This window comes from Krasilnikoviella flava (genome assembly GCF_900167525.1).
In the GTDB taxonomy this organism is placed as follows: Bacteria; Actinomycetota; Actinomycetes; order Actinomycetales; family Cellulomonadaceae; genus Isoptericola; species Isoptericola flavus.
The window spans coordinates 20872-46437 of the sequence record NZ_FUZQ01000008.1 but is presented as its reverse complement, the minus strand read 5'-3'; the positions used below and the strand labels follow the sequence as shown (position 1 = coordinate 46437).

Here is a 25566-nt window from a genome sequence, read left to right as displayed (position 1 = left end):
GAACGATGACGACCCAGCGCTTCCCGCTGCCCGACGTGGGCGAGGGCCTCACCGAGGCGGAGATCGTCGAGTGGCGCGTCGCCGTCGGCGACACCGTCGCCGTCAACCAGGTGATCGTGGAGATCGAGAGCGCCAAGTCGCTCGTCGAGCTGCCGTCGCCGTGGGCGGGCACCGTCTCGGCGCTGCTCGCCGAGGAGGGCACCACCGTCGACGTCGGCACGGCGATCATCGAGATCACCACCGACGCGGAGGTGCCCGGCACCTCCGAGCCCACCTACTACGGGTCCGGAGAGGCCTCGGGGGAGGCGTCGGGCGAGGGCTCCGGCTCCGTGCTCGTCGGGTACGGCACCGGTGACGGCGAGGGCTCCGGCCGCCGCCGCCGGCGTGCCGCCGCCCCGTCGGCCAAGCCCGTCCAGACCACCCCTCCGTCGGTCGAGCCAGTCGTGACCGCGCCTTCGCCGGTCGAGCCAGCCGTGACCGCGCCTTCGTCGGCCGAGCCTGTCGAGACCGCGAACCGGGTCTCGACAGGCTCTACCGGCGGCCCGGCGATCGAGAAGCCGATGGCGAGCGTGCCGGCGACGTCGTCCGCGGGCGCCCAGAGCACGCGCGTGCTGGCCAAGCCCCCGGTGCGCAAGCTCGCGAAGGACCTCGGCGTCGACCTCGCGTCCGTGCACCCCACGGGCCCGGGCGGGATCGTCACGAGGGAGGACGTCGTCGCGCACCACGAGGGCGCGGCCCCGAAGTCCCTCGCCACGTACCCCGACGACGACCGGCCGTGGCTCGCGTCGGGCACCGTCAGCCAGGACGGCCGCCAGACGCGCGTGCCGGTGAAGTCGGTGCGCAAGCGCACGGCCGAGGCGATGGTGGCCAGCGCGTTCACGGCCCCGCACGTCACCGTCTTCCAGACCATCGACGTCACGAAGACGATGAGGCTGGTGGCCCGTCTCAAGGAGGACCGCGACTTCGCCGACGTGCGCGTCACGCCGCTGCTCATCGCCGCCAAGGCGATGCTGCTCGCGGTCAACCGGCACCCGCAGATCAACGCGAGCTGGGACGAGGCCGCGCAGGAGATCGTCTACAAGCACTACGTGAACCTGGGGATCGCGGCGGCTACGCCGCGCGGGCTCGTCGTGCCGAACATCAAGGGCGCGCACACCCTCGACCTGCTCGGACTGGCGAAGGCGATCGCGACCCTCACGTCCACCGCGCGCGCGGGCCGCACGCAGCCGGCGGACATGGCGGACGGCTCGATCACGATCACCAACGTGGGCATCTTCGGCACCGACACGGGCACGCCGATCCTCAACCCTGGCGAGGCGGGCATCCTCGCGTTCGGCGCGATCCGCAAGCAGCCGTGGGTGCACAAGGGCAAGATCAAGTCCCGGTGGGTCACGCAGCTCGCGCTGTCCGTCGACCACCGGCTGGTCGACGGCGAGCTCGCCGCGCGCTACCTGGCCGACGTCGCGAAGGTGCTGGAGGACCCGGCCCGCGGCCTCGTCTGGGGCTGACCCGAGTCCAGCCGAGATAGAGCGCGCGCCGCGCCGAGATAGATCTATCTCGGCGCGGCGCGCGCTCTATCTCGGGTCAGAGGGGCATGCCGACGTACTGCGTCTCCTGGTACTCGGCGATGCCCTCGAAGCCGCCCTCGCGGCCGCTTCCGGACTGCTTCATCCCGCCGAACGGCGCGGCCGCGTTGGAGATGACGCCGGCGTTGAGGCCCAGCAGCCCGAACTCGAGGCGCTCGGCGAACGCGAGGCCGCGGCGCACGTCGGCGGTGAAGACGTACGACGCGAGCCCGTACTCCGTGGAGTTGGCGAGCCGTGCCGCCTCGTCCTCGGTGCTGAACGTCGCGACCGGGGCCACGGGGCCGAAGATCTCCTCGGTCATGCAGCGGGCGTCTGCGGGCACGTCGCGCAGCAGGGTGGGCTGGTAGAAGTGCCCGGGCCCGTCGACGCGCGAACCGCCGACGACGACCTTCGCGCCGCGCGCGACGGCGTCGTCCACGAGCGCGGCGACGGAGTCGACGGCCTTGGCCTCGACGAGCGGGCCCAGCGTGGTCCCCTCGTCCAGCCCGTCCCCGACGACGACGGCGCGCATGCGCTCGGCGAACCGCTCGACGAACTCGTCGGCCACGGACTCGTGCACGTAGAACCGGTTGGCGGCGGTGCAGGCCTCGCCGCCGTTGCGCAGCTTGGCGGCCATCGCGCCGTCGACGGCGACGTCGAGGTCGGCGTCCTCGAAGACGACGAGCGGCGCGTTGCCGCCGAGCTCCATCGAGGTACGCAGCACGTTGTCGGCGGCGGACCGCAACAGGTTCTGCCCCACCGGCGTGGACCCGGTGAACGACACCTTCCGCAGCCGCGGGTCCGCCATCAGGGGCTCGCTCACCGCCGAGGCGGAGGCGGAGGGCACCACGTTGAGCACGCCGTCGGGCAGGCCGGCCTCGACCATGAGCTGCGCGAACAGCAGCGACGTCAGGGGCGTGAGCCGGGCCGGCTTGAGCACCATGGTGCAGCCGGCGGCGACGGCGGGCGCCACCTTGCGGGTGGCCATCGCGAGCGGGAAGTTCCACGGCGTGATGAGCAGGCACGGGCCCACCGGGCGGCGCTGCACCAGCATCCGGAGCGACCCCTCGGGGGTGTGCGCGTATCGGCTGTCGTCGTGCGTGGCCTGCTCCGCGAACCAGCGCAGGAACTCGCCGCCGTAGGTGACCTCGCCACGCGCCTCGGCCAGCGGCTTGCCCATCTCGAGGGTCATGAGCAGGGCCAGGTCCTCGCGGCGCTCCTGCACGAGGGCGAACGCGCGGCGCAGGATCTCGGCGCGCTCGCGCGCCGGGGTCGCGCCCCACGAGGCCTGGGCGGCCGCGGCGGCGTCCAGCGCGGCCCGCGCGTCGTCGCCGGTCGCGGAGGCGACGCGCGTCAGCGTCTCCCCGGTGGCCGGGTTCTCGACGGCGAACGTGCCGCCGTCGGACGCCTCGCGCCACGTGCCGCCGATCAGCAGCCCCGTCGGAGTGGCGGGCAGGAGCTCGGCCGCGCGCTCGCGACGCTCGCTGGTTGAGCTTGTCGAGACAGTCGTCATCGGTGTCCACCGTCCTTCGGCTGTGCGGTCGTGGGGGTGCGAGAGGCGACGCGGGCGGCGAGCTCCCCGGCCCCGCGGGCGATCAGGGTGACGTCGGCGCCGACGACGACGTACGACGCCCCGGCGTCAAGGTAGCGGTCGGCCATGGCCGGGTCGAAGGCGTTGACGCCCGCGGGCGTCCCGGCCTCCCGGCACGCCGCCAGGGCCGTGACCACCGCGTCGACGACCTCCGGGTGGTCCTGCTGCCCGAGGTGGCCGAGCGACGCGGCCAGGTCGGCGGGCCCGATCAGGACGGCGTCGACGCCGTCCGTGCCGGCGATGGCCGCGGCGTCGTCGATCGCCGCGCGGGTCTCGAGCTGCACGACGAGCGTGATGCCCTCGTCCGCGCCGGCGAGGTAGCCGGGCACGCCGTTCCAGCGCGAGGAGCGCGCGAGCGCGCTGCCGACGCCGCGGATCCCGGCGGGCGGGTAGCGCACGGCGCGCACGGCGGCGTCCGCCTCGGCGGCGGAGTCGACCATGGGCACCAGCACGTTGGTGGCGCCCAGGTCGAGCACGCGCTTGAGGCCCACCGGGTCGCCGGACGGTACCCGCACGAGCGTCGCGACCGGGTAGGCGGCCGTGGCCTGGAGCTGCGCGAGGACCGTGGTGAGGTCGTTGGGTCCGTGCTCGCCGTCGACCAGCACGACGTCCAGGCCGCTGCCGGCGAGGATCTCCGCGGCCACGGGGCTGCCCATCGACGACCAGGCGCCGACGGCGGCGCGGCCCTCGGCGGCCGTGTCGGCCAGGACGGCCGAGAGCGAGCGGTCGGTCGTCAGACGAAGCGGCATGTCACGGCCCCCAGGGTCCCGTAGTCGGCGTGCACGGTGTCGCCGGGGTGCACCCACGTGGGGCGGGTGAACGACCCGGCCAGGACGGTCTCGCCGGCGGCGAGCGAGTCGCCGTGCGCCGCCAGCTTGTTCGCGAGCCAGGCGACGCCCGCGGCGGGGTGCCCGAGCACCCCGGCGGCCACGCCTGTCTCCTCGATCGTCTCGTTGCGGTACAGCAGGGCGGACACCCATCGGAGGTCGACGTCGTCGACCCGGACGGGCCGCCCGCCCACCACCATGGCACCCATGGCGGCGTTGTCGCTGATCGTGTCGACGATGGTGCGGCCCGGCATCTCGACGCGGGCGTCGAGGATCTCCAGGGCGGGCACGACGCGATCGGTGGCGCGCAGCACGTCGGTCACGGTGACGCCGGGCCCGGCCAGCGGCTCGGCGAGCACGAACGCCAGCTCCACCTCGACGCGCACGTTCGAGTACGCGGCGTGCTCGACGACGCTGCCCGACTCGATCACCATGTCGTCGAAGATGACGCCGTAGTCGGGCTCGGTGATGCCGGTCGCGGCCTGCATGGCCTTCGACGTCAGGCCGATCTTGTGCCCGACGACGCGGCGCCCGCGCGCCTCCCCGCGCTCGCGCCACGTGCGCTGCACGGCGTACGCGTCGGCCACCGTCATGCCCGCGTGCCGCGCGGTGAGCAGCGGGACGGGTGTGCGGGTGCGGTCGGCCTCGGCGAGCTCGTCGGCGATGGCGACGACGGCGTCGTCGTCGAGGGTGCGCTCCCCGTCTGGCGCGCTCGGGGCGGCCGTCACAGCGTGGCCCCGAGCTTGAACCCCTGTACCCCGCCGCCGTCGACGTCGTCCCGGCGGGTGTAGGAGAAGCCGTCGGCGCCCACGGTCACCTCCATCTCGGAGTCGTCGGTGCGCGCGACCACCGGCTGCGGGACGCCGTCGAGGTCCAGCACGAGGGACGCCTCGGTGTACCAGCTCGGCACCACGGGGTTGCCCCACCAGTCGCGGCGCTGGTTGTCGTGCACGTCCCAGGTGACGACGGGGTTGTCCGGGTCGCCGGTGTAGTAGTCCTGCGTGTAGATCTCGACGCGGTGCCCGTCCGGGTCGCGCAGGTACAGGTAGAACGCGTTGGACACGCCGTGCCGGCCCGGGCCGCGCTCGATGCAGTCGGAGCGGCGCAGCGCCCCGAGCTTGTCGCAGATGGCGAGGATGTTGTGCTTCTCGTGGGTCGAGAACGCCACGTGGTGCATGCGCGGCCCGTCGCCGCCGGTCATCGCCGTGTCGTGCACGGTGGGCTTGCGGCGCATCCACGCCGCGTACACGGTGCCCTCGTCGTCCTGGATGTCCTCGGTGACGCGGAAGCCCAGGTCCTGCATGAACTTCACGGCCCGCGGCACGTCCGGGGTCACCTGGTTGAAGTGGTCCAGGCGCACCAGCTCGCCGGGAGTGTGCAGGTCGTAGCGCCACGACAGCCGCTCGACGTGCGTGGTGGCGTGGAAGAACTCGTACGGGAAGCCGAGCGGGTCGACCACGCGCACCGAGTCGCCGATGCCGCGGGTGAAGCCGCCCGGCTCGCGCCGCACCTCGCAGCCGAGCTCGGTGTAGAACGCGACGGCCTTGTCGAGGTCCTCCGGCGTGCGCACGCGGTAGGAGAACGCGGCGACGGCGGCGACGTTGCCCTGCCGCAGCACCAGGTTGTGGTGGATGAACTCCTCGGTGGAGCGCAGGTAGACGCTGCGGGAGTCCTCCGTGGTGACGTACAGGCCGAGCACGTCGACGTAGAACGCGCGGGAGGCGGCGAGGTCCGTGACGACGAGCTCCATGTACGCGCAGCGCAGGATGTCCGGCGCGGGGCTCGACGGCGTCGCCACCGGGTCGTCCGAGTGGATCGGGGCCTCCTGCGACACGTAGAAGCCCGAGGAGGTGAGGGTGCGGTCGTTCTTGTGGGTCATGTCAGGCGTCCTTGCCGTCGGGGCCGGTCAGCTCTTGCCGAATGTCGGGTTGTGGACCTTGCCGAGCGTGATGTGCACGGCCTGCTGGTCGGTGTAGAAGTCGATCGAGCGGTAGCCGCCCTCGTGGCCCAGGCCGGACGCCTTGACGCCGCCGAACGGGGTGCGCAGGTCGCGCACGTTGTTCGAGTTCAGCCACACCATCCCGGCCTCGACGGCCTGGGAGAAGTTGTGGGCCCGCTTGAGGTCGTTGGTCCACACGTAGGCCGCGAGGCCGTACTTCACGCCGTTGGCCAGCTCGAGCGCCTCGGCCTCGGTGTCGAAGGGCGTGATCGCGACGACGGGCCCGAAGATCTCCTCCTGGAAGATGCGGGCGTCGGGCTTGACGTCGGCGAACACCGTGGGGGCCACGAAGTTGCCCGTCTCGAAGCCCTCGGGGCGGCCGCCGCCGGCGACCAGACGGCCCTCGGTCCTGCCCAGCTCGACGTAGCTCATGACCTTCTCGAAGTGCTCGGGGTGCACGAGGGCGCCCACCTCGGTGGTCTTCTCGTGCGGGTAGCCGACGCGCACGCGCTTCGCCTGGGCGGCGTAACGCTCGACGAACTCGTCGTACACCGGGCGCTCCACGAGGATGCGGGAGCCGGCCGTGCAGCGCTCGCCGTTGAGGGAGAAGACGCCGAAGATCGTCGCGTCGATCGCGGCGTCGAGGTCGGCGTCGGCGAAGACGACGGCGGGGGACTTGCCGCCGAGCTCCATCGACAGGCCCTTGAGGTGCGGGGCGGCGTTGCCGAAGATCAGCCGGCCCGTGCTGCTCTCGCCGGTGAACGAGATCAGCGGCACGTCCGGGTGCTTGACCAGCGCGTCGCCGGCCTCCTCGCCGAGCCCGTTGACCAGGTTGAACACGCCCTGGGGCAGCCCGGCCTCCTCGAAGATCCCGGCCCACAGCGACGCCGACAGCGGCGTGAACTCGGCCGGCTTGAGCACCACGGTGTTCCCGGTGGCCAGCGCGGGCGCGAGCTTCCACGACTCGAGCATGAACGGCGTGTTCCACGGCGTGATGAGCCCGGCGACGCCGATCGGCTTGCGGTTGACGTAGTTGATCTGGCGGCCGGGCACCTTGTAGGTGTCGTCGGCCTGCGCCACGATCAGGTCCGCGAAGAAGCGGAAGTTCTCGGCGGCGCGGCGCGCCTGGCCCAGCGCCTGCGTGATCGGCAGGCCGGAGTCGAAGGACTCGAGCTCGGCGAGGCGGGCGTCGCGCGACTCCACGAGGTCGGCGATCGTGTGCAGCACCCGCGACCGCTCGCGGGGCAGCATCCTCGGCCACGGGCCCTCGGTGAACGCGCGGCGGGCGGACGCGACGGCCGCGTCGACGTCGGCCTGCTTGCCCGCGGCGGCCTGCAGGTAGGTCTCGTTCGAGACCGGGTCCAGCACGTCGAAGGTGGCGCCGTCGACCGAGTCGACGAAGCGGCCGTCGATGTAGTGCCGGATCGCGGTGGGCAGGTCGTCGGGGCGGTGCGCCTGCGGGGTGCTCTGGTCGGTCATCACGTCTCCGAAAGGTGGGGCCGGTGGGACGCCTGGCGGGCGAGCACGGCGTCGAGGGTGGTGGTGCGGTGGCGGCGGGCGGCGAGCTCGACCTCGGTGGCGTCGGCGTCCCCGGCCTGCAGGGCGACGACGAGGTCGAGGATCCGGTCGTGCTCCGCGACGGACTCCTTGGCACGGCCGGGCACGAACGCGAACGAGGAGTCGCGCAGCACGGTCATGCGCCGCCAGCCGCGGTGGACGAGGTCGAGCACGTGCGGGTTGGGGCACGGCTCGAACAGCACCGCGTGGAACTCGAGGTTGAGCTCGGTGAAGCGGTGCGGGTCGAAGTCGGCGAGGCAGCGGCGCATCCGCTCGTTGACCTCGCGCGCGGCGTCGAGCTGGGCGGCGGACAGGTGCGGCGCCGACAGCGCGGTGGCGAAGCCCTCGACCAGCGCCAGCGTCTCCATCGTGTGCTGGTACTCGGTCTCCTTGATGAGGGCGACCTGGGCGCCGACGTTGCGCTCGAACGTCACCAGCCCCTCGGCCTCCAGGCGGCGGATGGCCTCCCGCACCGGCACCACGGACATGTCCAGCTCGCCGGCGAGCTGGGCCAGCACGAGCCGGAAGCCCGGCACGTAGCGGCCGTCCTCGATCCGCTCGCGCAGGAAGACGTACGCCCGCTGCGACTTGCTCATGGTGGTTGAGCCTGCCGAAACCCGGGTCTCGACAGGCTCGACCAGCGGGGGCTTCGTCGTCATCGGGCCCCCCCGGCGGTCTCGCGCTCGTAGCGGGCCCGCCACTCGGCGTTCATCGGGAACAGGCCGTCGACGGGGGCGCCGGCGGCGACCTGCGTCGCGACCCACGCGTCGGCGGCCTCCTGGGCCTCGGCCTCGGCGAGCACCTCCTCGACGAGAGCGGGCGGGATGACGAGGACGCCGTCGCCGTCGCCCACGACGACGTCGCCCGGCTGCACGGACGCTCCGCCGCATGCGACGGTCACGTCCGTCTCCCAGGGCACGTGCTTGCGGCCGAGGACGGACGGGTGCGGGCCCTGGGAGAAGACGGGGATCCCGATCTCGGCGACGGCGTCCGAGTCGCGCACGCCGCCGTCCGTGACGATCGCCGCGGCGCCGCGCACGTGGGCGCGCAGGGCGAGCACGTCGCCCACGGTGCCCGTGCCGCGCTCGCCGCGCGCCTCGACCACGATCACCTCGCCCGGTGCGACGGTGTCGAACGCCCGCTTCTGCGCGTTGAACCCGCCGCCGTGGGAGGCGAACAGGTCGGGCCGGAACGGGATCAGGCGCAGCGTGCGCGCCGTGCCGACGAACCGGTCGCCGGGGTGGTTGCCGTGCACGCCCTCGACGAAGACGTCGGTGTAGCCGCGCTTGCGCAGCGCGGCCGACAGCGTGGCGACGGCGACGCCGGCGAACCGCTCGCGCAGCGCGTCGGGGAGGGTGAACCCGTCGGTCGAGGCTGTCGAATCCTGGGTCTCGACAAGCTCGACCGACGATCGGCCCCACGCCTCGGCGCGCTGCTTCTCGTCGACGGCGGGCTTCGCTCCGAAGTCGCCGAACGCGCGCGTGCCGGCGGTGACGGTGGTGACGAGGCGGCCGCTGGTCGGCGCGCCGGGTGCGTCGGGGGCGTCCACCTCGACCTCGACGACCTGCCCCGGCCCGACGACGGACGAGCCCGCGGGGGTGCCGGTGAGGATCACGTCGCCGGGCTCGAGCGTGAGGTGCTGGGAGAGGTCGGCGACGAGGCGGCCGAAGTCGAACAGCAGCGTGCTGGTGGAGTCGTCCTGGACGAGCTCGCCGTCCACCCAGGTGCGCACGCGCAGGCCGCCGGGGTCGACGTCGGCCGCCGGGATCCAGGACGGGCCGAGCGGGGTGAAGCCGTCGCCGCCCTTGTTGCGCAGGTTGGAGCCCTTGTCGGCGACGCGCAGGTCGTAGAGGCCGAGGTCGTTCGCCGCGGTGACGGCGTCGACGTGCGACCAGCCGTCCGCGGGGGAGACCCAGCGGGCGGCGGTGCCGATGCGGATCGCGACCTCGCCCTCGAACGCGAGCAGCTCCGTGCCGAGCGGCCGCTCGATCGTGCCGCCGGTCGCGGCGAGCGAGGACGCGGGCTTGAGGAAGTAGGACGGTTGGTCCGGCGTCCGGCCCCGCTGCGCTGCGCGGGACGGGTAGTTCAGGTGGACGGCGATGATCTTGCCGGGCTCGGTCTGGTCGTCGGTGACCACAGGCACCCCATTGTCAGGTCGAGGCTGTCTTGTCGTATCCCAGATGATATACGATCTCGCGCACCGCACCACGTACGGACTGACAGAGAGGTCTTCCGGCCATGTCCACGAACGGGACCATCGGCACCGCAGCCGTCCCCAGCGACACCGAGCGTCGCGAGCTCCGTCGCGTCGCCTTCGCGACCGTCATCGGTACCACCATCGAGTGGTACGACTTCTTCCTCTACGCCAGCGCCGCCGGCCTGGTGTTCGGCGCGCTCTTCTTCGAGCCCGCCGGTTCCTCGATCGGGACCCTGCTGGCGTTCGCGACCGTCGGCATCAGCTTCCTGTTCCGGCCGCTCGGCGCCTTCCTTGCCGGGCACTTCGGCGACCGGATCGGCCGCAAGGCGATGCTCGTCGTCACCCTGATCCTCATGGGCGGCGCCACCACCCTCATCGGCCTGCTGCCCACCTACGACCAGATCGGCATCCTGGCCCCGATCCTGCTGGTGCTGCTGCGCATCCTGCAGGGGCTGTCGACCGGCGGCGAGTGGGGCGGCGCGGTCCTCATGGCCGTGGAGCACGCCCCCGACGGGCGGCGCGGGCGCATGGGCGCCTTCCCTCAGATCGGTGTGCCGATCGGCCTGCTGCTCGCCTCCGGCGTGCTCGCCCTCATGACCGGCGTGATCTCCCCGGGGGACGCGTTCGTGCAGTGGGGCTGGCGCATCCCGTTCCTGCTGAGCGTCGTGCTCATCGTCGTCGGCATCGTCGTGCGCCGGTCGGTCGAGGAGAGCCCGGTCTTCCTCGAGATCGCCGAGAAGAAGGCGGCCGCGAAGACGCCGGTCCTCACGCTGTTCCGCAAGCACTGGCTGCTCGTGCTGCTCGCCGCGCTCACGTTCGCGGGCAACAACGCCGCGGGCTACATGACCACCGGCGGCTACCTGCAGAACTACGCGACGACGCCGCTCGCCGACGGCGGCCTCGTCGGCATGGACCGCACGCCCGTGCTGCTCGCCGTCGCCGGCGCGTCCGTCGTCTGGCTGGTGTGCACGTTCGCCGCGGGCACCGTGTCCGACCGGATCGGGCGTCGGAACACCTACATCATCGGTTGGCTGGCGTTCCTCGCCACCGTGTTCCTGCTGTTCCCGCTCGTGAACGCGGGAAACCCCTGGATGCTGTTCCTCGGCGTCTCCCTGTTCGCCGTCGGCAACGGGTTCACCTACGGCCAGCAGGCGGCCTACTTCGCCGAGCTCTTCCCCGCGTCGATCCGCTACTCCGGCGTGTCCATCACGTACGCGATCGGCGCCATCCTGGGCGGCGCGTTCGCCCCGACCATCGCGGCCTGGCTCGTGCAGACCACCGGGACCGCGACGTCCGTCGCGTCCTACATCGCCGGCGTCATGGTGGTCGCCTTCGCCGCCACGCTGCTGCTGCGAGACCGCACCGGCATCCCGCTCGGTCCGGAGCACGAGGACGAGCAGGCCGTCAGCCCGATCTACGGGGTCTCGAAGGTCTGAACCCGCGCCGTCGACCGGGGGTGACCGGGGCCGCCCGGCCCCGGTCAGCGCAGCTTGTTGCGCAGGCTCGTGTAGGCGCGCTCGGTGGCCGGGCCCCAGGTGCCCGTGTCGGACACGGAGACCACGCGCTGCAGGGCCGCGACGGCCTTGTCGTGGGCCGCGCGCGACTTCGGTCCCCACTTGCCGTCGGCCGTGACGCCCACGGCGCGCTGCGCCGTCTTCACGCCGTACGGGAACTTCGTGCCGTGCATGCGGGACGCTGCGCGGATCGACTGCAGCCGCTGATCGGTGTTCGGGCCCCACAGGTTGTCCCGCTGGGCCAGCGGGAAGTGGGCTACCTTCTGCAGCTGCTGGGTCTTGCGCGTGCCGACCGGTGCCGGCACGCGGCCCCGGCCGTAGTTGGACGTCGTGCCGACGTCGACGTGCAGGTGGCTGCGGTGGCTCCCGGCCGAGCCGACCGTGCCGTCGCGCGCGTAGATCACGCCGAGGCCCATCGAGTCGGCCACCTTGATCGCGAACCTCGCGCGGGTCCGTTCCGAGGCGGGCGCGCCGGCCGGGCCCCAATTGAGGTCAGCGGCCAGGCCGTCGTAGTGCCAGGAGTTCGACGAGTGCGCCCCGCGGGTCACGCCGCCGTACGACGGGTGCTCGGAGACCCGGAACCCGTAGGCGCGCGCCCAGCTCAGGTACGCCTTCAGCGTCGTGGACGAGCTCTTCTGCCTGCCGATCCGCAGGGGCAGGGGGGCTTCGGCGGGCCGGGCCGCGGGACCCGACCGGGCGGGCGCCGCCTCCGGGACGGCGCCCGCGGGCGGCGTCCAGAGGGTGACGAGGAGGGCGGCGCAGACCCCGGCGGCCGCGAGGCGTCCGCGAGGCCGGGGCGCGCGGGCAGGAACGGACGGACGTGAGCTCATGGGCACCTCGCTCCTCGACGTGACGGCGGTGACCGCGACCTGCACGGACGCTCCGGGCCACCCCAGACACCATGCACAGGAGTTGACGGTTCTGCCAGGCGACCGTTGCCGCTGCGACGTCCTCGGTGCGCCGCGCGACGCGTCCCGGCGGCCGTGCGCCCCGCGGACGGCGGAAGCGGTTCCCCGTGCGTCGCCGCCCGCACGACGCACCACTGCCGCCCCTTGCCCTCGCGCCGGCCGGAGCGTGGGCCTAGCCGCCGAGGGCCTCGCGGACGGCGCTCGCGGACCGGGCGAGGCGGGCGGCGATCTGCTCGTGGTCGACGGGGCTGGCCACGTGCACGACGGCGACGGCGGCCGGCCCGCGCCCGCGGAGCTCGAGCGGGACGGCGACGGACTCGAGGCTGGGGATGACCTCGTCGTGGCTGGTGGCGAAGCCGCGGCGGGCGGCCTCTGCGACGGTCTCGTGCAGGTCGGCCGGTGCGTCGGCGGGCCACCGGGCCGGGGGCAGCAGCGTGAGGATGGCCTTGCCGGGCGCGCCCGCGGTGACGGGATGGCGCGTGCCCGGGCGCTGCGCCACGGGCGCGACGGCGTGGCGCGGCTCGACGCTGACCAGCGTCACGCACTCGTCGTGGTCGAGGACGGCGAGGAAGCAGGTCATGCCCAGCTCGTTCGCGACGGCGGTGAGCTCGGGCAGGGCCTCGGCCTGCAGGTCGTGGGCGACTCCCGCGGCCAGGGCGGCCATGCGGGCGCCGAGCGCGACGTGCCCGTTCGCGTCGCGTGTCACCAGCCCGTGGTGCTCCAGCGTGCGCAGCAGCCGGTACGCGATGGAGCGGTGCACCCCGAGGCGCGCGGCGACGTCGTCGATGGTGAGGGGCGCGCGGGCGTCGGCGAGGGTCTCGAGGATGCGGATGCCGCGGCTGAGGGTCTGCGACGGTGGTGTGGCGGCGTCGGGCATCGTCGTCCTCCGGTGGGTTAGGCTGCATTCAATAGTAGAACTACGTGTTCGAATATAGAACGCTCCTGGCTCCGGAGGCAACACCGGGCAGGCGAGGTCCCGACACGGCCGTCGGGAGCGCATCGACGACGATGAGGAGAGCTCGTGCAGTTCCACCACCACGGTTACGTCTCCGGCGACCCGCGGGTGCTGCCGCCCGCCGGCACCGGCGTGAACCGGCCCGACGAGCTGCCCGACGTCGTCGACGTCCTCGTCGTGGGGTCCGGTCCGGCGGGCATGCTGCTGGCCGCGCAGATGTCGCAGTACCCGGACGTCACGACGCGGGTCATCGAGCGCCGCGAGGGGCGCCTCGTGCTCGGCCAGGCCGACGGCATCCAGCCGCGCAGCGTCGAGACCTTCCAGGCGTTCGGGTTCGCGGAACGCATCGTGGCCGAGGCGTACAACATCGGCTGGATGAACTTCTGGGGCCCCGACCCGGAGAACCCCGAGAACATCGTTCGCACGACGCGCACCGAGGACTACGGCCTCAAGATCAGCGAGTTCCCGCACCTCATCGTCAACCAGGCGCGCGTGCTCGACTACTTCGCCGAGGCCGCCGCGCACGGGCCCGGCCGCGTCGTGCCGGACTACGGCGTCGAGTTCCTCGGCCTCACGGTGCACGACGGCGACGAGCACCCCGTCGAGGTGCGCGTGCGCCACGTCGCGGGCGACCGCGCCGGCGAGGAGCGCACCGTGCGGGCCAAGTACGTCGCCGGGTGCGACGGTGCCCGCAGCGCCGTGCGCGAGGCGATCGGCCGCAAGCACGTCGGCGAGCTCGCGGCGCACGCCTGGGGCGTCATGGACGTGCTGGTCAACACCGACTTCCCCGACTGGCGCACCAAGTGCGCCATCAACTCGGAGGCCGGGAACATCCTGCTCATCCCGCGCGAGGGCGGGTACCTCTGTCGCGTGTACGTGGACCTCGGCGAGGTCGCCGCGGACGACCACCACCGGGTCCGCAAGACGCCGATCGAGGAGATCGTCCGCCGGGCCAACGAGATCATCACGCCCTACACGCTCGACGTGAAGGAGGTGGCCTGGCACAGCGTGTACGAGGTCGGTCACCGCGTGACCGACAAGTTCGACGACGTGCCCGACGGCGAGGAGCACCGCACCCCGCGCGTCTTCCTCACCGGCGACGCCTGCCACACCCACAGCGCGAAGGCCGGGCAGGGGATGAACGTGTCGATGCAGGACGGGTTCAACCTGGGCTGGAAGCTCGGTTCCGTGCTGACCGGGCTCAGCCCCGAGAGCCTCCTGGCCACCTACTCGGCCGAGCGGCAGCCCGTGGCGCAGCAGCTCATCGACTTCGACCGGGAGTGGTCGAGCCTCATGGCCCGCAAGCCCGAGGAGATCTCGGACCCGCAGGAGCTGGCCGACTACTACCTCGCGACGTCGGAGTTCCCCTCCGGGTTCATGACCCGGTACGGGCCGTCGGCGATCGTCGGCGGCAGCGCGCGGCAGGAGCTCGCCACCGGGTTCCCGGTCGGCAAGCGGTTCAAGTCGGCGCAGGTGACGCGCGTGTGCGACGGCAACGCCGTGCACCTCGGCCACCACGCCAAGGCCGACGGCCGCTGGCGGGTCTACGCGTTCGCCGACGCGGCCGCGCCGGGCGAGGGTTCGCTGCTCGACGCCTGGGCGGACTGGCTCGCGTCACCCGCCTCGCCCCTGGCGCGGTGCACGCCGGCAGGCGCCGACATCGACGCCGTCCTCGACGTGAAGGTCGTCTACCAGCAGGCCTTCCAGGACGTCGACCTCGCCCACGTCCCCGAGGTGTTCAAGCCGCGGACCGGCCCGCTCGGCCTTACCGACTGGGAGAAGGTGTACGCGGCCGGCCCGACGGTCTGGAACGCGGACGACATCTTCGCCGAGCGCGAGCTGTCCCGCGACGGGGTGGTCGTGGTGGTGCGCCCCGACCAGTACGTGGCGCACGTGCTGCCGCTGGACGCCACCGACGAGCTGGCCGAGTTCTTCGCGGGGGTTTTCGCAGGCTGAGATAGCGTCCGCACCCGACCGCGTACGTCGCGCCGACGGCGGTGGTCGTCGGCGACGTGCACGTCGCGGCAGGAGCCCGGATCCTGCACGGCGCCGTCCTGACGGCGGAGGACGGCGTCGTCGTCGTGGGGCAGGACTCCGTCGTCATGGAGCAGGCGCTCGTGCGTGGCCGCAGCGGCCACGACACGCGGATCGGCGCCGCCGTGATGGTGGGCCCGCATGCCCACGTGAACGGCAGCACGGTCGAGGACGAGGCGTTCGTCGCGACACAGATCCTGCCGCCCGACCGCCACGACGAGATCGGGGCCGTGCAGCGTGAGCTCGACTTCCCGGGCACGGTCTACGGGGTGGGGCGGGACGTCCCGATGCGGGAGCTGGTGCGTCGCCAGTCGGAGCTCTACGGCGCGCACCGGGACGACGAGGTGGTGCCGGAGCCGGACGGCACGGCGTGAATGTCCTGGAGGCCGAGCGTGCGATGGGCGATCATCGTCCGATGCCGCTGACGCTCCGACCGCCGCGCTCGCACGACGAGACCGCGCTGCTCCGCATGCACGACCAGCTCGCGGAGGACGGCTTCGCGCTCCTGCAGCACGACGGGACGTGGGACCAGGTGCTCGCGGCGGTGCGTCGGGAGTCGCTCGGCGTCGACCTGCCCCCGGACCGCGTCCGCTGCGACTTCCTCGTCGCCGACGTGGACGGCGTCCCCGTGGGCCGCGTCTCCGTGCGGCACGAGCTCAACGCGTACCTGCACGAGATCGGCGGCCATGTGGGCTACGCCGTCGCGCCCGAGCACCGTCGTCGTGGGTACGCGACGGAGATGCTGCGACAGTCGGTCGCCCTTCTCGCCGCGGGTGGGGTCGAGCAGGTGCTCGTCACCTGCGACGGCGACAACGCGGGCTCGGCGGCCGTGATCGAGGCGTGCGGGGGCGTGCTGGAGGACGTGCGCACGCGCGGGGACGAGACCAAGCGGCGATACTGGATCGCGACCGGGAGCGACGAGCGGCCCTGAAGGGATCTGCGATGGCGCAGCTGACGATCGACTACATCACCTCGCTCGACGGATTCGGCTCGGCCGAGGGGTGGCCCGGCCTGTGGGGGATGGGCGGCCCGGACTACTTCGCGTTCCTCGAGGAGGACGGGCGACAGGAGTACACGACGCTGCTGGGCGCCACGACCTACCGGCTCTTCGCCGGCTTCGCCGAGACCGGCGAGGAGGGGATGGCGGAGGTCACCGCCCGCCCCAAGGTCGTGTTCTCCCGCACCCTCACGGAGCCGCTGGAGTGGGCGAACACCACCCTGGTCGCGGGAGACGCCGTCGAGGCCGTGCGCGCGATGAAGGCCGGCGACGTCCCCCTGCGCACGATCGGCAGCCCGAGCCTGTGCCGCTCGCTCCTGCGGGCCGGCCTGGTCGACCGCGTGCGCGTGGTCGTGTTCCCCGTCGTCAACGGCGCCACCGGCGGCGACCGTCTGTACGACGGCTGGCCCGACGTCCGCCTGGAGCTCCTCGACCACCGGACGCTCGACGGACGCCTCACCCTGCTGGAGTACGCGCCCACCGTGCTCGACGGACCGCCCGGCGTGGGCTGAGGACACGCTCGTCGGATCACCGCCTCGCACGTGCCGTCGTCGTCTCGAGGGATTCGGCTGGAACGACCGGACCCGTGGCGCCTAGGTTCGGGGCATGCGCCTCGACGACGCCCCGCTGACCGGCCGGACCGCTCTCGTCACCGGGGTGTCCCGGCGGCAGGGGATCGGCCATGCCGTGGCCTGCGAGCTGGCTCGGCTCGGCGCCAGCGTCTTCACCCACCACTACGCGCCGCACGACGTCGGGCGGCCGTGGGGTGCCGACGACCTGGACGCCGTGCACGACAGCGTCCGGTCGGCCGCGCACGAAGGTGCCCGCACCGGGTCCGGCGGCGCCGACCTGCGCGACCCTGCACAGGTCGACGGCCTGTTCGACGAGGCCCTGGCACTCACCGGACGGCTCGACGTGCTGGTGTGCAACCACGCGCGCAGCGGCGGCGACGGCTCCATCGTCGACATGACGCCCGAGGCCCTGGACGCGTTCTGGGCCACCAACACGCGCTCGACGCTGCTGCTGACGCGCCGGTTCGCCCGCCAGTTCGTCGCCGATGACGCCGCGCCCGCCCGGCCAGGGGACCGCGTCGAGCGTCGGGCGGCAGCCGATCCCGCCACGGCGCCGAAGGTCGTGTGGATGACGTCGGGACAGCAGGGCGGTCCCATGCGCGGCGAGGTCGCCTACGCCACGTCGAAGGCAGCGCTCGCCGGAGTGACCGCGACCGTCGCCGCCGAGCTGCTCGACCGCGGGATCGTGCTCAACACGATCAACCCGGGCCCGGTGAACACGGGGTACCTGAACCCGGAGTCGACCGACCGCTCGCTCGAGGAGCTCGACCAGGTCCGCGCGGCGCTGCCCTTCGGGCGCTGGGGGGAGCCGGCCGACCCGGCGCGCCTCATCGGGTGGCTCGTCAGCCCGGCCGGGTCGTGGGTCGTGGGCCAGGTGATCAACTCCGACGGAGGCTTCGGCCTGCAATGAGCTCCGCCTATCGTGTGCGGTTCACCCGCAGGATCTCTTCCTGGTAGGGCGCGACGACGGTGGGCGACACGCGGCAGTCGAGCATGAGGAACGGTCGTTCGCCCGCGGGCTCGGCGGCCCACGACGCGAGCCGGTCGAGGTCGGCGAGCGACCGCACGACGACCCCCTCTGCGCCGACGGCGGCGGCGAGCGCGGCGAAGTCGGTCTCGGGGATGCGCATGGGCTCCTCGGCGAGGCCCTGCCGCCCGTAGACGTGCACCTCGGCGCCGTAGACGGCGTCGTTCCACACCACGCCGACGCCGCGCCCTGCGGCGGTGCGCACGGCGGTCTCGAGGTCGGCCAGGGCCATGAGCCCGCCGCCGTCGCCGGTGGTCAGCACGACCGTCGCGTCGGGCAGGGCCGCGGCGGCGCCCGCGACGCTGGGGAAGCCGAGGCCGATGGACTGGAAAGCGGTGCCGACCATCATCATCCGGTCGGGGGAGGCCACCGGCCAGTACATGTTGGCCCAGCCGATGAAGTGGCCGCCGTCGGAGACGACCACGCGGTCGGCGGGCAGCAGCGCGCCGATCCGGTGCGCGACGGCGCGCGGGTCGAGGCGCCCGTCCGCGGCGAGGCCGTCGGCGGGCCCGGCGTCGTATGCGCGGGCCGTCAGGACGTCGACGGACTCGCGCCACCCGGACGGCGCGGCGTCGAGCGCGCGCAGCTCGTCCACGAGGTCGCGGGCCACCAGCGCGGCGTCGCCGCGCACGAAGCCGCCGACGTGGCGGTGCGTCGCGGCGGGCGCGACGTCGACCTGCACGACGCGGGTGCCGGGGGAGAAGAGGTCGCCGAAGCGCATCGTGAACTGGTTGAGCGACGCGCCGAGCACGACGGCGACGTCCGCCTCGCGCACCAGAGCCATGGCGCCCTCGGCGCCGAACCCGCCCGCGACGCCGAGGTCGTACCGGTCGTCGGGGAACACGCCGCGGCCGAGTGCCGTCGTCGCCGTGAGCGCGCCGGTCGTCTCCGCGAGCGCGCCCAGCGCGGCGCCGGCTCCGGCGAGCCAGGCGCCGCGGCCCGCGAGCAGCAGCGGCCGCTCAGCACCGGCGAGGGTGCGCGCGAGGTCGGCGAGCGCGGCGGCGTCGAACGGGCCGGCGGGGGCGAGGGGGCCGGGCAGGGCGGGCTCGGGGGCCGCGGGGACGGGGCCGGCCTCGAGCGCGGCGACGTCGTAGGGGATGGCCAGCACGACGGGCACGCGGTAGGTGAGCGAGTGCTCGACCGCGATGACGGTGGTCGCGGCGGCGTCCGCGCGGCCGACGGTATACGTGCGCGCGCCGACGGCCGCGGCCAGGGCGATCTGGTCGACGTCCCAGGGCCGCGGGCCCGACGTCGGCTCGTCGCCGGCGAGCAGCACCAGCGGCACGCGGGCCTGCGCGGCCTCGGCCAGCGCGGTGAGGGTGTTCGTGAAGCCGGCGCCGTAGGTGACGGTCGCGGCGGCGATGCGGCCGGACGCCCGGAAGTACGCGTCCGCCGCGACGACACCCCCGGCCTCGTGCCGGACGGCGGTGAACCGGGCGGACGTCGTGCGCTCGACGTCGTCGAGGAACCAGGCGTTGCCGTTGCCCATCACGCCGAAGACGTGGTCGACGTGCAGGGCGAGAGTGCGGGCGACGTGCGCGGACACGGTGGGCACGAGGGCCTCCAGGGAACAGTGACGGATGTGGTGCGGTCCGTATGTGTCCCGTGCGGGCCCCGGCACCGGTCACCTGTGACCGGAAGGTCCGCCGCGCGCCCCTTTTTCGAGCGCAGGCGGCGCATGTCCGCCTCGACGCGGCGAGTATAGCGGCGGCCGCGGAAATGCCGTGGCCTCCGGTGCGTCGGGTACCTAGCCTCGAGGGAGGCTCGCCCTGAGCCCCGCTCGCCGTCGGCGAGCGGACGACCGCAGAAAGACGTGATGCTCGATGACCGTCCCGGTGCCGGTGAGCGGCCCTGCCCGCTCCCACACGACCACCCACCGGAACCTCTGCAAGGAGCATCACCGTGTTCGACCTTCGTCTCTTCTCCATCCGTGAGTCCCGCCACCGCATCCACAACCCGCTGACCGAGCGACAGCTCGGCGACCTCGGGGAGAGGCTCGACCTTCCCGCCGGCGCGCGCTTCCTCGACCTGGCCTGCGGGTCGGGCGAGATGCTGTCCACCTGGGCACGCGACCACGGCGTCACCGGGGTGGGGGTGGACCTCAACCCCGACTTCGTCGCGGCCGCACGGGCGCGCGCCGACGAGCTCGGCACGAGCGACGCCGTGCGCTTCGTCGAGGCCGACGCCGCTGGCTACGTGGCCGACGAGGCCGTCGACGTGGCGGCGTGCGTGGGCGCCACCTGGATCGGCGACGGGGTGCCCGGCACCCTGGACCTGCTGAGCCGGAGCGTCCGGCCCGGCGGGATGCTGCTGGTCGGCGAGCCGTACTGGCGCACGAGCCCCGCCACCCCGGAGGCCCTCGCCGCGTGCGGCGTGGAGTCCGCGGACGCCTACCTGCCGCTGCCCGACCTGCTGGCGTCGTTCGGCGCCCAGGGGTACGACGTGGTGGAGATGGTCTGCGCGACCGAGGAGTCCTGGGACCGCTATATGGCGCCGCAATGGCTGGCCATGCGCCGCTGGGCCGACACCCACCCCGGGCACGAGCTGCACGACGAGGTCCGCCGCCTGCTGGCGACCGAGCCGCAGCAGTACGCGGCCGGCGCGCGCATGCACTTCGGGTGGGGTGTGTTCGCGCTGATCGCCCGCTAGCCGGGACGCGTGGGCGGCGGGTGGGCCCAGGGCCTACCCGCCGCCCACGTGCCTATCGCGTGAGGAACAGCTCGACCACGGGGACGGCGACGTCCGGGCGCACCGTCGGCAGGTGCAGCGTGACCGTGCCGGGCGGCTGGCCGCCGGGGTTGGTGTTCCACGCCTTCTGGTCGGGGTCGGAGACCGAGGTGCGCAGCTCGGAGCCGTCGTGCAGCAGCTGGGCGTACCGCACCCGGTCGGCCAGGCCGCGCAGGTGCACGTGCCCGAAGGGCCACGCGAACAGGTGCAGGTAGAGGCGGTCGTCGCGCTGCGTGAGCACGACGCCGGGCGGCAGGCCGGGCGCGACGGCGGCGGCCAGCTCCGGGTCGGCCGGGCCGGCGCCCGTGATCGCCCGGTCGTGCAGCCGCGTCCACTCCCCGAGGGCGGCGAGCGTGGCGGCGTCGCGTGCGGGGGTCGCGCCCCGGCCGTCGGGGCCGATGTTGAGCAGCAGGTTGCCGCCCTTCGACACCGTGTCGACGAGCATGCGCACCAGCAGGTCCGGGTCCTTGAACTGCGTGTTGTCGCGGTCGTAGCCCCAGCTGCCGTTGAGGGTCTGGCAGGCCTCCCACACGACGAGCTCCCCCGCCTCGTCGCGCATCGGCGCGTCCGGCTGGTACTGCTCGGGCGTCACCAGGTCGCCCGGGATGCCCAGCCGGTCGTTGACCACGGCCTGGGGCTGCAGCTCGCGGACCATGGCGAGCAGGGCCTCGGCGTCCCAGTCCTCCGGGTACTTGCCCCGCCAGCCGTCCTTGTCCTCGGCGAACGTGAAGTCGAAGAACACGTAGTCCACCGGCCCGTACCCCGTGAGCAGCTCCCGCACCTGGGCGTGCAGGTACTCCCGGTAGCGGGCCATGTCCCGGCCCTCGTCGAGGGCGTGCGCGTCCGGGTCGTCGCGACGCGGGTGCACGTGGTCCACCGTGAAGTCCGGGTGGTGCCAGTCGATCAGCGAGTGGTACATGCCGAGGTGCAGCCCTTCCGCGCGCACCGCCTCGGCGAGCTCCGCCACGAGGTCGCGGCCGCGGGTGCGGGCGATGCTGTAGTCGCTGACGGCGGAGTCCCACAGCGCGAAGCCGTCGTGGTGCTTGGTGGTCAGCACCACGTACTTCATCCCGGCGTCCTTGGCGGCGCGCACGAGGGCGCGCGCGTCGAACAGGTCCGGGTCGAACACCTCGGCGTACCGTGCGTACTGCTCGACGGTCATGCGCTCGTTGCTCATCACCCACTCGTGCCGGGCCGCGGCGGAGTAGAGGCCGAAGTGCACGAAGAGGCCGAAGCGGGCCTCGGTGAACCACGCCTGCTCGGGGCGCAGGGGCGGGGCGGCCGGGGTCATGGGGATCACTCCTCGTCGAGCGGGCTGACCGGGCGGAAGACCCGGTAGAGATATGACGTATCGGTCGTGCGTTCCGAGACTACTCGCCGCGGTCGGGGCTGGCGCAAGCGGATCACGCCCCTATACATTGGATGAATCAGTCCGCAGGTCGAGGGAGTCCGGATGTCCGACGTCGTCGTCGACGCGCACCACCACCTGTGGGTCCGCGCGCGGCACCCGCAGGACTGGATCGACCCCGTGACCATGGCAGCCATCGACGCCGACTTCACCCCGGCAGACCTCCCCGCCCGCGAGCACGGCGTCGACGCCACCGTCGTCGTGCAGAGCGTGAGCAGCTGGAGCGAGACGCGGGACCTGCTCGACGTCGCCGCGTCGCCGGAGGGGCGTGCTGCGCGCGTTACGGGGGTCGTCGGGTGGGCCGACCTGTGCGACGCGGCGCTCGAGGACCGCCTCGCCGCCCTCCGGGAAGCGCCTGGCGGCCAGCACCTCGTCGGTATCCGCACGATGGTGCAGGCCGAGCCGGACCCCGACTATCTCGACCGCCCCGACGTGCACGCCGGCGTCGTCGCCGTCGGCGCCGCGGGCCTGCCCTTCGACCTCGTGGTCCGCGCCGACCAGCTCGCGTCGTGCGCGCGGCTCGCGGCGGCGCTGCCCGACACGAGGTTCGTGCTCGACCACCTGGCGAAGCCGCCGATCGCCGCGACGACGCCCGATGCCGCCGGCCGCCCCGGCGACCCCGCCGCCCTCGACGCCTGGCGGCGGGACCTCACGGCGCTCGCGGCACGACCGAACGTCGTCGCGAAGCTGTCCGGTCTGGTCACCGAGGCGCGGTGGGACGCCTGGACCACCGCCGACCTGCGCCCGGCCGCCGACCACGCGCTCGACGTCTTCGGTCCCGACCGCCTCATGCTCGGCAGCGACTGGCCGGTCTGCCTGCTGGCCTCCGGCTACGGCCGCTGGCTCGCCGCCGCCGACGAGCTGCTCGCGGCCCTGTCGGCCGACGAGCGCGCCGCCGTGCGCGGGCGCACCGCCGTCACCACCTACGGGCTCGACGTCGGCGTGCGCGCCGGCGCCGTGCCGGTCCCCGTCCCGAACGAGAAGGAGCAGCAGTGACCGCCGCCATCGAGACCCCGCCGGAGTTCGCCGGCATCCGCGCGATCGTGACGGGGGGAGCGTCCGGCATCGGCGCGTCCGTCGTGCGCGCCCTGCTCGCGCGCGGCGCGCAGGTGGTCGCGATCGACCGCACGCGCGACGGCGTCCCCGAGGGCGCGGGCTCCCAGGTCGCCGAGGTCACCGACGACGTCGCCGTCCGCGCGGCAGTCGCGGGGGCCGCCGCCGAGATGGGCGGCATCGACGTCGTCGTGAACAACGCCGGGATCGGCGCGCAGGGCACGGTCGCGGACAACGACGACGCCGAGTGGCTGCGGGTGCTCGACGTCAACGTGCTCGGCATCGTGCGCGTGACGCGCGCGGCGCTGCCGCACCTGCGGGCGTCGGAGCACGCGGCCGTCGTGAACACCGCGTCCATCGCGTCGTGGTCGGGACTGCCGCAGCGCGCGCTGTACTCCGCGAGCAAGGGCGCCGTGCAGGCCCTGACCCTCGCGATGGCGGCCGACCACGTGCGCGAGGGCATCCGCGTGACCTGCGTGAACCCGGGCACGGTCGACACCCCGTGGGTGGGCCGGCTGCTGGACGCCGCGCCCGACCCGGCGGCGGAGCGCGCGGCGCTCGAGGCCCGCCAGCCCACCGGGAAGCTCGTCAGCCCGGAAGCCGTGGCGCACGCCGTCTGCTACCTGGCGAGCCCGCTCGCGACGGCGACCACCGGCACGGCGCTCGCCGTCGACGGGGGCATGCACGAGCTGCGGGTGCGTCAGCCGGAGCAGGCGTGAGCGCGCTGTCGGCCCGGGAGGTGCGCGACACCGGGGTGCGTCTGACCAGCCTCGGCTACGGGGCGGCCCAGGCAGGCAACCTCTACCGGCCGACGACGGACGCCGAGACCCAGGAGGCGGTCGACGTCGCGTGGGACGCCGGCGTGCGGTACTTCGACACCGCGCCGCACTACGGGCTGGGCCTGTCCGAGCGGCGGCTCGGGGCGAGCCTGGCCGCCCGCCCGCGCGAGGAGTACGTCGTGTCGACGAAGGTCGGCCGCCTGCTCGTGCCGTCCCCCGAGACCGCGCACCTGACGGACCCGGACATGTTCGACGTGCCCGCCGACGTGCGGCGGGAGTGGGACTTCTCGCGCGACGGGGTCCTGCGGTCGCTCGAGGCGAGCCTCGAGCGCACCGGCCTGGACCGGGTCGACGTCGTGTACCTGCACGACCCGGACGACCACGAGGAGCAGGCGTTCGCCGAGGCCGTCCCCGCCCTGGTGGAGCTGCGCGAGCAGGGCGTCGTCGGCGCGATCGGCGCCGGCATGAACCAGTCCGCGATGCTCGCCCGGTTCGTCGCCGAGGCCGACGTGGACGTGGTGATGTGCGCCGGCCGGTTCACCCTGCTGGAGCAGCCCGCGCTGACCGACCTGCTGCCCGCGGCCGCCGCGCGGGGGGCGGCCGTCGTCGTCGCCGGCGTCTACAACTCGGGGCTGCTGGCCCGCGACGTCGTGCCCGACGACGCGACCTACGACTACGCGCAGGCGCCTCTCGCGCTGCTCGACCGCACCCGTCGCATCGCCGCCGCGTGCGCCGAGCACGGGGTGACCCTGCCGCAGGCCGCGCTCGCGTACGTGCGCACGCATCCCGCGGTGGCGAGCACCGTCGTCGGGCTGCGCACCGCGGACCAGGTGCGGCAGGCCGTCGAGCGGCACGCCGCCGTCGTCCCGGCCGACCTGTGGACCGACCTGGTGGACCAAGGGCTGCTCGCCCCGGACGCCCACCCCGACGTCTTCGCCTAGAGGCGGGCGTCGCCGGCGCCCGCATGGCGGGACGGAGGTGACCGCACCGCGACACGGGGCGATGATCGACACGCCCCCAGAGAGAACAGAGGACACCGATGCAGCTGCTCCGCCTGGGCCCGGTGGGCCAGGAGATCCCCGCCGTCACCAACGACGGCGTCACCTACGACCTGCGACCGCTGACGGCCGACGTCGACGGCGCGTTCCTCGCGGCCGACGGGATCGGCCGCACCCGGGCCGCCCTCGCCGCCGGCGAGCTGCCCGTGCTCGACGGCGCGGACGCGCTGCGCCGCGGCGCGCCGATCGCGCGGCCCACCGCCGTCGTCTGCGTGGGCCAGAACTACGCGGCGCACGCGCGCGAGTCCGGCGCCGAGCCGCCGCGCCTGCCGATCATCTTCTTCAAGCACCCCAACACGATGGTCGGCCCCGACGACACCGTGCCGATCCCGCCCGGCGCCGAGAAGGTCGACTGGGAGGTCGAGCTCGCGATCGTCGTCGGCAAGCGGGCCGGCTACCTGGCGTCCGTCGAGGACGCGCTCGGGCATGTCGCGGGGTACACGGTGGTGGACGACGTGAGCGAGCGGTCGTGGCAGATCGACGACTCGCTCGGCCAGTGGTCGAAGGGCAAGTGCGGCCCCGCGTTCCTGCCCGCCGGGCCGGCGCTGGTGCCTGCGGACGAGGTGGACACCCGCGACCTGCGGCTGCGCTCGTTCGTCAACGGCGAGCCCCGCCAGGACTCCTCGACCACGGACATGATCTTCGGCGTCGCGGAGATCGTGCACCACCTGTCGCAGTACATGACGCTCGAGCCGGGCGACCTGATCTGCACCGGCACGCCCGAGGGGGTCGCGCTGTCCGGCCGCTTCCCGTACCTGGCCGACGGCGACGTCGTCGAGGTCGAGATCGAGGGCCTCGGCCGCCAGCGGCACGCCTTCGCCGACGCGCGCGTCCCGGCCGCCTCCGGCGCGGCCTGAC

Annotated in this window: 23 protein-coding genes; 12 read left to right on the top strand and 11 right to left on the bottom strand. The window is 73.6% G+C overall.

The window, feature by feature from the left end; all coding sequences use genetic code 11:
- Positions 1 to 5: 5 nt before the first annotated feature.
- A complete protein-coding gene (locus B5Y66_RS20105) occupies positions 6 to 1508 on the top strand; it encodes a dihydrolipoamide acetyltransferase family protein (RefSeq protein ID WP_079576412.1) in 1503 nt (500 codons plus the stop codon).
- A 76-nt stretch (positions 1509 to 1584) separates the two neighbouring features.
- Here the strand turns inward: B5Y66_RS20105 and B5Y66_RS20100 are convergent, their stop codons facing one another.
- From B5Y66_RS20100 to B5Y66_RS20070, 7 genes are read right to left on the bottom strand one after another with little or no spacing between them, the layout of a single operon-like run.
- Positions 1585 to 3078 carry an NAD-dependent succinate-semialdehyde dehydrogenase gene (locus tag B5Y66_RS20100; RefSeq protein ID WP_079576411.1) on the bottom strand — a complete coding sequence of 498 codons (1494 nt, stop codon included), beginning with the start codon at positions 3076 to 3078 and terminating at the stop codon, positions 1585 to 1587.
- Positions 3075 to 3905: an HpcH/HpaI aldolase family protein gene (locus B5Y66_RS20095; RefSeq protein ID WP_079576410.1), complete on the bottom strand. Its 831-nt coding sequence runs from the start codon at positions 3903 to 3905 to the stop codon at positions 3075 to 3077. The genes B5Y66_RS20100 and B5Y66_RS20095 overlap by 4 nt, the downstream gene beginning before the upstream one ends.
- On the bottom strand, positions 3890 to 4711 hold the full coding sequence (gene hpaH / locus B5Y66_RS20090; RefSeq protein WP_079576409.1) for a 2-oxo-hept-4-ene-1,7-dioate hydratase: 822 nt from the start codon (positions 4709 to 4711) through the stop codon (positions 3890 to 3892). The genes B5Y66_RS20095 and hpaH overlap by 16 nt, the downstream gene beginning before the upstream one ends.
- On the bottom strand, positions 4708 to 5862 hold the full coding sequence (gene hpaD / locus B5Y66_RS20085) for a 3,4-dihydroxyphenylacetate 2,3-dioxygenase (protein ID WP_079576408.1): 1155 nt from the start codon (positions 5860 to 5862) through the stop codon (positions 4708 to 4710). Before hpaD ends, hpaH begins: the two co-directional genes overlap by 4 nt.
- 27 nt (positions 5863 to 5889) lie before the next feature.
- Entirely contained in the window at positions 5890 to 7401 is a 1512-nt protein-coding gene (hpaE, locus tag B5Y66_RS20080) for a 5-carboxymethyl-2-hydroxymuconate semialdehyde dehydrogenase (protein WP_079576407.1), read from the bottom strand.
- Positions 7401 to 8075 carry a GntR family transcriptional regulator gene (locus tag B5Y66_RS20075; protein WP_079576406.1) on the bottom strand — a complete coding sequence of 225 codons (675 nt, stop codon included), beginning with the start codon at positions 8073 to 8075 and terminating at the stop codon, positions 7401 to 7403. Before B5Y66_RS20075 ends, hpaE begins: the two co-directional genes overlap by 1 nt.
- Before the next feature lie 59 nt (positions 8076 to 8134).
- Positions 8135 to 9616, bottom strand: a complete 1482-nt coding sequence (locus B5Y66_RS20070; RefSeq protein ID WP_079576405.1) for a fumarylacetoacetate hydrolase family protein — start codon at positions 9614 to 9616, stop codon at positions 8135 to 8137.
- A gap of 101 nt (positions 9617 to 9717) precedes the next feature.
- Here B5Y66_RS20070 and B5Y66_RS20065 point away from each other — a divergent pair, with 101 nt between their 5' ends.
- A complete protein-coding gene (locus tag B5Y66_RS20065; protein ID WP_079576404.1) occupies positions 9718 to 11112 on the top strand; it encodes an MFS transporter in 1395 nt (464 codons plus the stop codon).
- Positions 11113 to 11156: 44 nt separating this feature from the next.
- On the opposite strand, the gene B5Y66_RS20060 is transcribed toward B5Y66_RS20065, so the two are convergent.
- The gene (locus B5Y66_RS20060) at positions 11157 to 12020 is read right to left on the bottom strand and encodes a hypothetical protein (RefSeq protein ID WP_139821013.1); all 864 of its coding nucleotides are present in this window, start codon (positions 12018 to 12020) and stop codon (positions 11157 to 11159) included.
- Positions 12021 to 12270: 250 nt separating this feature from the next.
- Entirely contained in the window at positions 12271 to 12975 is a 705-nt protein-coding gene (locus B5Y66_RS20050; protein WP_079576401.1) for an IclR family transcriptional regulator, read from the bottom strand.
- A gap of 144 nt (positions 12976 to 13119) precedes the next feature.
- Between B5Y66_RS20050 and B5Y66_RS20045 the strand changes: the two genes are divergently transcribed.
- The 5 genes from B5Y66_RS20045 to B5Y66_RS20025 all read left to right on the top strand — a co-directional run bounded on the left by B5Y66_RS20045 (position 13120) and on the right by B5Y66_RS20025 (position 17566).
- Entirely contained in the window at positions 13120 to 15009 is a 1890-nt protein-coding gene (locus B5Y66_RS20045; protein ID WP_079576400.1) for an FAD-dependent monooxygenase, read from the top strand.
- Between the two features lie 41 nt (positions 15010 to 15050).
- Positions 15051 to 15461 carry a hypothetical protein gene (locus B5Y66_RS20040; protein ID WP_217700861.1) on the top strand — a complete coding sequence of 137 codons (411 nt, stop codon included), beginning with the start codon at positions 15051 to 15053 and terminating at the stop codon, positions 15459 to 15461.
- A 41-nt stretch (positions 15462 to 15502) separates the two neighbouring features.
- Positions 15503 to 16018 carry a GNAT family N-acetyltransferase gene (locus B5Y66_RS20035; protein ID WP_079576399.1) on the top strand — a complete coding sequence of 172 codons (516 nt, stop codon included), beginning with the start codon at positions 15503 to 15505 and terminating at the stop codon, positions 16016 to 16018.
- An 11-nt stretch (positions 16019 to 16029) separates the two neighbouring features.
- The gene (locus tag B5Y66_RS20030) at positions 16030 to 16596 is read left to right on the top strand and encodes a dihydrofolate reductase family protein (protein ID WP_079576398.1); all 567 of its coding nucleotides are present in this window, start codon (positions 16030 to 16032) and stop codon (positions 16594 to 16596) included.
- Between the two features lie 94 nt (positions 16597 to 16690).
- Positions 16691 to 17566 carry an SDR family oxidoreductase gene (locus B5Y66_RS20025; RefSeq protein ID WP_079576397.1) on the top strand — a complete coding sequence of 292 codons (876 nt, stop codon included), beginning with the start codon at positions 16691 to 16693 and terminating at the stop codon, positions 17564 to 17566.
- 7 nt (positions 17567 to 17573) lie between these two features.
- Here the strand turns inward: B5Y66_RS20025 and B5Y66_RS20020 are convergent, their stop codons facing one another.
- Entirely contained in the window at positions 17574 to 19238 is a 1665-nt protein-coding gene (locus B5Y66_RS20020; protein WP_079576396.1) for a thiamine pyrophosphate-binding protein, read from the bottom strand.
- A 347-nt stretch (positions 19239 to 19585) separates the two neighbouring features.
- Between B5Y66_RS20020 and B5Y66_RS20015 the strand changes: the two genes are divergently transcribed.
- Positions 19586 to 20332, top strand: coding sequence for an SAM-dependent methyltransferase (locus tag B5Y66_RS20015; protein ID WP_079576395.1), 747 nt, complete (start codon positions 19586 to 19588; stop codon positions 20330 to 20332).
- Between the two features lie 52 nt (positions 20333 to 20384).
- Here the strand turns inward: B5Y66_RS20015 and B5Y66_RS20010 are convergent, their stop codons facing one another.
- Positions 20385 to 21701 carry an alpha-L-fucosidase gene (locus B5Y66_RS20010; RefSeq protein WP_079576394.1) on the bottom strand — a complete coding sequence of 439 codons (1317 nt, stop codon included), beginning with the start codon at positions 21699 to 21701 and terminating at the stop codon, positions 20385 to 20387.
- A gap of 162 nt (positions 21702 to 21863) precedes the next feature.
- Here B5Y66_RS20010 and B5Y66_RS20005 point away from each other — a divergent pair, with 162 nt between their 5' ends.
- The 4 genes from B5Y66_RS20005 to B5Y66_RS19990 all read left to right on the top strand — a co-directional run bounded on the left by B5Y66_RS20005 (position 21864) and on the right by B5Y66_RS19990 (position 25565).
- Entirely contained in the window at positions 21864 to 22814 is a 951-nt protein-coding gene (locus B5Y66_RS20005) for an amidohydrolase family protein (RefSeq protein WP_079576393.1), read from the top strand.
- Complete coding sequence (locus B5Y66_RS20000) at positions 22811 to 23590, top strand: SDR family NAD(P)-dependent oxidoreductase (RefSeq protein ID WP_245807250.1); 780 nt, start codon at positions 22811 to 22813, stop codon at positions 23588 to 23590. The genes B5Y66_RS20005 and B5Y66_RS20000 overlap by 4 nt, the downstream gene beginning before the upstream one ends.
- Positions 23587 to 24591 (top strand): aldo/keto reductase, encoded by a 1005-nt coding sequence (locus B5Y66_RS19995; RefSeq protein WP_139821011.1) that lies wholly within the window; start codon positions 23587 to 23589, stop codon positions 24589 to 24591. Before B5Y66_RS20000 ends, B5Y66_RS19995 begins: the two co-directional genes overlap by 4 nt.
- 98 nt (positions 24592 to 24689) lie before the next feature.
- Positions 24690 to 25565, top strand: a complete 876-nt coding sequence (locus B5Y66_RS19990) for a fumarylacetoacetate hydrolase family protein (RefSeq protein WP_079576392.1) — start codon at positions 24690 to 24692, stop codon at positions 25563 to 25565.
- Position 25566: the final 1 nt, after the last annotated feature.